9 protein-coding genes are annotated in these 6,356 nt (G+C 33.2%); all 9 read left to right on the top strand.

The features are described 5' to 3' along the window. Positions 1-140 precede the first annotated feature (140 nt). Positions 141-677: a hypothetical protein gene (locus CDH49_RS15155; RefSeq protein ID WP_100616377.1), complete on the top strand. Its 537-nt coding sequence runs from the start codon at positions 141-143 to the stop codon at positions 675-677. A gap of 149 nt (positions 678-826) precedes the next feature. Beyond that, on the top strand, positions 827-1,375 hold the full coding sequence (locus tag CDH49_RS15670; RefSeq protein WP_157805340.1) for a hypothetical protein: 549 nt from the start codon (positions 827-829) through the stop codon (positions 1,373-1,375). A 151-nt stretch (positions 1,376-1,526) separates the two neighbouring features. Beyond that, positions 1,527-2,231, top strand: coding sequence for a hypothetical protein (locus tag CDH49_RS15665; RefSeq protein WP_157805339.1), 705 nt, complete (start codon positions 1,527-1,529; stop codon positions 2,229-2,231). 148 nt (positions 2,232-2,379) lie between these two features. Further along, positions 2,380-3,057, top strand: coding sequence for a DUF4304 domain-containing protein (locus tag CDH49_RS15135; RefSeq protein ID WP_100616373.1), 678 nt, complete (start codon positions 2,380-2,382; stop codon positions 3,055-3,057). A gap of 162 nt (positions 3,058-3,219) precedes the next feature. Next, positions 3,220-3,600 (top strand): hypothetical protein, encoded by a 381-nt coding sequence (locus CDH49_RS15130; protein WP_100616372.1) that lies wholly within the window; start codon positions 3,220-3,222, stop codon positions 3,598-3,600. 64 nt (positions 3,601-3,664) lie between these two features. Beyond that, the gene (locus CDH49_RS15125) at positions 3,665-3,919 is read left to right on the top strand and encodes a hypothetical protein (protein ID WP_100616371.1); all 255 of its coding nucleotides are present in this window, start codon (positions 3,665-3,667) and stop codon (positions 3,917-3,919) included. Continuing rightward, on the top strand, positions 3,916-4,359 hold the full coding sequence (locus tag CDH49_RS15120; protein WP_100616370.1) for a hypothetical protein: 444 nt from the start codon (positions 3,916-3,918) through the stop codon (positions 4,357-4,359). The genes CDH49_RS15125 and CDH49_RS15120 overlap by 4 nt, the downstream gene beginning before the upstream one ends. Positions 4,360-4,975: 616 nt before the next feature. Then, the gene (locus CDH49_RS15115) at positions 4,976-5,347 is read left to right on the top strand and encodes a transposase (protein WP_100616369.1); all 372 of its coding nucleotides are present in this window, start codon (positions 4,976-4,978) and stop codon (positions 5,345-5,347) included. Further along, the gene (locus CDH49_RS15110) at positions 5,344-6,198 is read left to right on the top strand and encodes an IS3 family transposase (RefSeq protein ID WP_100616368.1); all 855 of its coding nucleotides are present in this window, start codon (positions 5,344-5,346) and stop codon (positions 6,196-6,198) included. Before CDH49_RS15115 ends, CDH49_RS15110 begins: the two co-directional genes overlap by 4 nt. Positions 6,199-6,356 lie beyond the last annotated feature (158 nt).

The raw sequence follows: 6,356 nt of genomic DNA, 5'->3' as shown, positions 1-6,356 counted from the left end.
TGTATAATTCATTGCTAGTTCCGTTTCTTTTCGGAAAAACCTCGATTTCCCGAAATTTAGCTTGTATTTGTAATGGTATTCGCTAAATTCACGCAACGAAATCATACACGAACACGTTGGGCACAAGCTGAAAAAATCGAATGGCGAAAAAAATTGGACTTTTAATCTTAATTGTATTTTTATCGATAATTCTCGCTTCGATTTACGGATTTTTGCACAATCAAATTTCTTATTCAATCTCGACGGAATATTTTACGAAATTCAAATTTGAGCAATTCGGAATAATCAAATTTTCGATAGACTTTCCTCGATATTGCGCTGGAATTGTCGGAGTTGCTTCGACTTGGTGGTTTGGACTTTTAATCGGACTTATAATTGGAATTGTTGGATTTTTACTGCCGACTACTAAAATGATGTGGAAAAGTGCTTTCGGAGCAATAATTCGGACTTTTATAATCGCAATCGGATTTGGAATTATTGGAATTTTGGTTGGCAAGTTCATAATCTCAAACTTAAATACTACTTGGAATATCCCAGCGGATTTAACTAACCAAAAAAGCTTTTTGACTGCTGGAACAATGCATAATTTCAGCTATCTAGGTGGAATTATCGGACTGATTTACGGAATAATATATCAACTGAAAATTAAAAAAGCCAATGCCCAACACCGTGTATAAAAAATTGCTAGTTTTAGCTGTCACAAAGTCTGTTGCTTGTTTGCCGGCTTCCGATTTTCCTTCGGAAAATCCTCGCCACCAAACACGCAACTTTCCATACACGAACACGTTGGCAGCAACCTAAACACACAACATAAATTGATAATTGAATGAAAAAAATTGACCTTTATGAAATTGCAATAAAAATATTAGGACTCTACTTAATCGTTATAATATTAAGCCAACTTCGGGATTTAATTGTTTACTTTACCGTTTGGACACAACAAAAAGATAATCCTGAATTATTTGGCAATTTCGACCAATCTCCGACACTCATTGCAACTGGATTGGGATTCGTAGCATTAACAATTTTATCAAGCATTTTAATTTTTAAGACAAAGCAAATTGCAAAACTAATTTGCAGAAAAAATGACTTTGAAGATGACATAACATTATTTGCTGAACGAAAAACCATTTATGAAATAAGTCTAGTGCTGTTAGGTCTGGTAACGATTGTTCTGACTTTGCCTGACTTCATCTATAAATTAAAAAATCATATTAATTTTGTTCAAGCTAATTTACCAACAACAGATTATGACAAAGCATTCTTGATGACTTCAGGAATAAAAATTGGAATTGGACTAATAGCAATTATTTATTCAACAGAATTTTCAAATATATTGACCAAAAGAAGGAAAAAAAATGAACCCGTTGAATAATAAAAAAGGCAGCTGCCAACACCGTGTATAAAAAATTGCTAGTTTTAGCTAGCACAAAGTTGGTTGCTTGTTTGCCGGCTTCCGATTTTCCTTCGGAAAATCCTCGCCTCCAAACACGCAACTTTCCATACACGAACACGTTACCCAACATTTGAAAACAGGAACTTACAAATTAAATTTAAAGTCTATATTTAGATTAATAAGAACCAATCTTATTATTCTATTTCTGTTATATATTTTAAATCATTACTTTCTTAAAGTTTATAATCCGACTGTAATTCTCATTTCAATTGGACATTTTTTCGTTCTTTTTAACGGTCCCGCAATTTATCTTTTAATAAACTATTATAGGAACAATAAAAAAACGGAATTTTCTATCGATGAGAATTCAAATAAAATTTCAATAACTGAAAACGGAATAACTAAAAAGTATTCACTAAACGACATAAAGTATTCTATTTATAATCTTGGAAAATATTGGCAGAACGCAATTGACAAAAACTATCGAATTCCGACAATTTTTTCGGATTTTGGATATTGGGATTTGACTTTTGAAAATGGAGACAGATATTATCTTACGACTTTACTTCATGACTTTTTGTTAGAGGAAGATAAAGTGAATGACACAAAATACCGATTTAGACTTATTCCATATATTGACAAATCAGAGACGGAAAAAGGAATTGAATTAAAACCAATAGAATATAAACCAAAAAGCACAACTGAAAAACTGAAAGAAAGTTACAAAGGAAAAACAAACGAGGAACTGAAATACATTATTGAAAATAAAAGTAAATATCAAAAAGAAGCAATTAAAGTAGCGGAGGAAATTCTGAAAGAAAAAAACGTTGGGTAACACCGTGTATAAAAAATTGCTAGTTTTAGCTAACACAAAGTTTGTAGCTCGTTTGCTGGCTTCCGATTTTCCTTCGGAAAATCCTCGCCCACAAACACGCAACTTTCCATACACGAACACGTTGTGGGTAATTTAAACAATTCGTATAATGACAATGAATGCAACCGAATTTAGAAAATTAGTTACTGAACATTTTTCGCCGAAAATTCGTGAATTAGGCTGGAAAGGTTCTGGATTTCACTTCAGAAAAATGAATGAAAACCATATCGGGAATATTTTCGGTCTTCAAGGTAGCTGGTATGGTGGTTCGGTTTGCTGTGAAACAGCAATCTATTTTGACTTTATGCCTGACTTGGCAGGATTGAGCTTTGAAAAAAGTACGTACGCCAGTTGTTTAATTAGAAAAAGACTATCGCCAAAAGGTGAAGGTGATTATCATTGGAATTTTAGTAATGACCTTGAAAAGAATATTGAATCAGTAAAATCAATATGGAAAGCATTTGAACAACACGGAATTAAATTCTATGAGGATTTTGCTGACTTTCCGCATCCTTTCGACAAAATAAAACCGATTGATTTAATCAATAGCGATAACTACAGAATTCATGGAAAATACTATGTGGGAAATCATATTGAGTTAGCAAACCTTCTTAAAGATATAAACATATTACTTGGACGTAGAGAAATTGCAAAAGAATTTTCCGTGATTGGAATAAACAGAGCAAATAACCTTGCGAACAGATTATTGGTTGGAAGAAAAACTAAAACCTATCGAGAAAGTGAAAGGTTTATCGAAATGCAAATTAAAAGATTAACAGTGGAATAAAAAACTACCCACAACACCGTGTATAATTAATTGCTTGGTTCTGGCTTGCTTACGAAAATCCTCGCGGATTTTCTATTCAGTTTTTATTTGCTAAATTTAGTGCTTAACCACGCAACTAATCATACACGAACACGTTGTACCACATTTAAGAAAAACCGAAAAATGGGAAGAATAAAAATAAATTCAAAAGAAAGAGGACAAGGAATTTATGTATCAACAGATAAAACTTGGGAGTACCTGAATACAATTGTCGAAGGTAATTTAACCGAGAATTCGGAATATATTATTATCAAAACAGATAACACAGAAATTGCTGATAATATCATTGAAATCAATAAAGAGTACATTTATGCAAATACACCTGAATTTATAACATATCGTGTTAATTTAAAATTTGGCGGTGGACTTCAAGTACTTTTAAATAAACACAAAGAGAATCAAAATAAATTTGACTTGAGAGGTTTTTATTCAGAAGGATTTAAAATCAGTTTTAATGCAGATTCAGAATATAATGATGAATCATTAACTGACCCCAAGTTTTAATCCGACTTTCACCAAAAAACAATTTTTAGATGGACAAGAATTAGCACTTCTTTATCAAGCGTTGATGAAAAATTTGTTTACAAGACCAGAGAAAGGATATTTATTATTTGAATCTTATAATGGAGGTGGTAATTTATTCTTTGATAAAGAATATTACGAGGAATTTAAAAATAGCATAAATCAAAAATATCTTCAAGGAGAATTTGCTAATAGTAATGCTGAATATGAATGGATACAGTTTAAAAACAAAATAGACTGTTCTGAAGACATAAATAATCCAGACATTTCAAATTGTAGTATTTATCCTGTAAGCAAATGATTGAAAGTGCAGAATTTATTAAAAATCTGATTTATAGTTGGTGCATTGAGGAAGACAGATATGGATTGACTTTACCAAATATAATAGGTGCTGTAAGGTTAATGACAGAAAAGGAAAATTATTCTATAATTGATTTTTTTAATGAACTTCCAAATGTTGAAATAGATATAAAAATTAGTTCTTGTGGAGATTTAGAAGAATTCGTTTTCGGAACTTTTAAAAGAGAAGATGCTCCAAAAAATTACTATAAACAAATTAATTCTATTTATTTCTCAACAAGTGAAATTGATGTAAATAACTATGAAGAATTAATATCATTATTTATAGAAAATTACTCTGATAAAATTGACAATGGATTTTATTCAAAAAATTATTACACTAAAGAATGGAGTGATTTGACCGAAGAGGATATTGAATTTTTAAAAAGTATTAACAAATAAAAAACGTGGTACAACACCGTATATAAGCTATGGCTTGGTCAGTCCACACTTGGAAAATCCTGCGGATTTCCCAAAGCCGGTTCTTATCAGGAAAGGTCTGTGCCGAGACACGCCACAGCTCATATACAAAAACGTTGGGTTTAATGCGGAAAAGTCCGTTCCAAATCCAATGTTTCGGCTGAAATTCAACTTTGTGAAATCGGATTTTTGACAAATATTTCGCGGATTTTTACGCCAATTGCGGAAAAATACCAAAACTGCGGATTTTATCAAAGTTTGCGGAATCGAAACGCAGACAAATGTTTTCGGCGGACTTTGAGCTTGTTTGCAGAAAAAAGCTAAATCGGAGAAAAAAAACGTCGGACTTTAGCAAGTTTGCGGATTTAAGAACTGACCAAAAAAAACCGACAATTAATCTGACAAAAAAGCACTAAAACCCAACACCGTGTAAAAAACATTGCTTATTTTAGTTCAACCGTTTGGTCGTTGCTTTGTTTGCATGCATCTGATTTTCCTTCGGAAAATCCTCGCACTCAAACACGCAACGTTCCTTACACAAACACGTTGTATGCAATTTTGACCCGTCCTGAAATAAGGCTACATAATTTTAAACATTATGTACAAAAATGACAAAGTAATCAGACGGTATTCAGAACCTTTTAAACTGAAAATTCTGGACGAGATCACGACCGGAAAACTAAACAAGAACCAACTGGGCAAACTCTATGGCATTGCCCCTACTACCATTAACGAATGGATCAGGAAGTACAACCGTAAGGACCTAATGAACACAAGGGTAAAAGTGGAAACAAAAGACGAGATAACACGAATCAAGGAACTGCAAAAAGAGATTGAACAGCTTAAAAAACTACTCTTAAAAAAGGATCTGGATGCCATGGTATTAGATTCATACTTGGAGGTCGCAGCAGAAGACCTGGGCTACAAATCTGTGGCTGAACTAAAAAAAAAGCTAAGTATAAAGCCTTGATCAAGGCCAAGGAAAAAGCTAAGGGATTTGCTTCTTTAACTACCATAACCAATTGTTTTGGACATAAACGCAATGCCTACTATAAGTATAAAAACAGAGCTGATAAGCGTTCAAAACTGGAACAGCAGATTATTGGGATAATAAAGAAAAGGCGCAAGTCCCTTCCCAGGGAAGGCGTGCGTAAACTTGTCAGATCCTTAGATGATGAGTTTACCAAGGCCAACCTTAAAGTCGGCAGGGATACCTTGTTCAATCTCCTTAGAAAACACAATATGCTAACACTCAGAAAGAAATATAGTTCCAGAACAACCAACTCCTTGCACAGGTTCCACAAGTATAAGAACATCATTAAAGATGTAGAGGTTACTAGACCTAACCAAGTTTGGGCCTCTGACATTACTTATATCAGGACCATAAAAGGATTTTGTTACCTGGCGTTAATAACAGATATGTATTCAAGAAAAATCGTGGGCTATGACCTTAGTGACAGCCTGGAACTGAACGGATGCGTGAGAGCTTTGCATAAGGCCCTATATCAATCTAAAAATATTGATGGGCTCATTCACCATTCGGACAGGGGCATACAGTATTGCAGTAATGTATACACACAAATATTAAAAAGAAATAAGATAGATATCAGTATGACAGAGGAAAACCATTGTTATGAAAATGCCCTCGCAGAAAGGGTCAACGGGATCCTTAAAGATGAATTTTATCTCGACCAGACCTTTACAAATATAGCCCACGCGAAAAGAGCTACAAAAAATGCAATTAATCTATACAACGAAATAAGATTACACTTATCTTTAGATTTTAAAACACCTAATTATGTGCATCAAAATGCAGCTTAATTTTAATTATTAACCTGTAGCCATATTTCAGGACGAGACATTTAAGAAAACCACAATATGCCATTTACACAAAAAGATTTAGACGAACTACCGATTTCATTTTGTAATGAGAAAAATGAATGTTGGGTTATTGTGGGACCTTGTTCAAAATCATATTG

The organism is Confluentibacter citreus (genome assembly GCF_002807055.1).
Taxonomy (GTDB): Bacteria; Bacteroidota; Bacteroidia; order Flavobacteriales; family Flavobacteriaceae; genus Confluentibacter; species Confluentibacter citreus.
The sequence above is the reverse complement of the archived record's forward strand: the minus strand, read 5'-3'. Positions and strand labels throughout refer to the sequence as shown.

Excerpts from the sequence above, each read along its gene's own strand:
- CDH49_RS15155 (WP_100616377.1), top strand. The coding sequence starts at position 141 with ATGGCGAAAAAAATTGGACTTTTAATCTTAATTGTATTTTTATCGATA.
- CDH49_RS15670 (WP_157805340.1), top strand. The coding sequence starts at position 827 with ATGAAAAAAATTGACCTTTATGAAATTGCAATAAAAATATTAGGACTC.
- CDH49_RS15135 (WP_100616373.1), top strand. The coding sequence starts at position 2,380 with ATGACAATGAATGCAACCGAATTTAGAAAATTAGTTACTGAACATTTT.
- CDH49_RS15130 (WP_100616372.1), top strand. The coding sequence starts at position 3,220 with ATGGGAAGAATAAAAATAAATTCAAAAGAAAGAGGACAAGGAATTTAT.
- CDH49_RS15125 (WP_100616371.1), top strand. The coding sequence starts at position 3,665 with ATGAAAAATTTGTTTACAAGACCAGAGAAAGGATATTTATTATTTGAA.
- CDH49_RS15120 (WP_100616370.1), top strand. The coding sequence starts at position 3,916 with ATGATTGAAAGTGCAGAATTTATTAAAAATCTGATTTATAGTTGGTGC.
- CDH49_RS15115 (WP_100616369.1), top strand. The coding sequence starts at position 4,976 with ATGTACAAAAATGACAAAGTAATCAGACGGTATTCAGAACCTTTTAAA.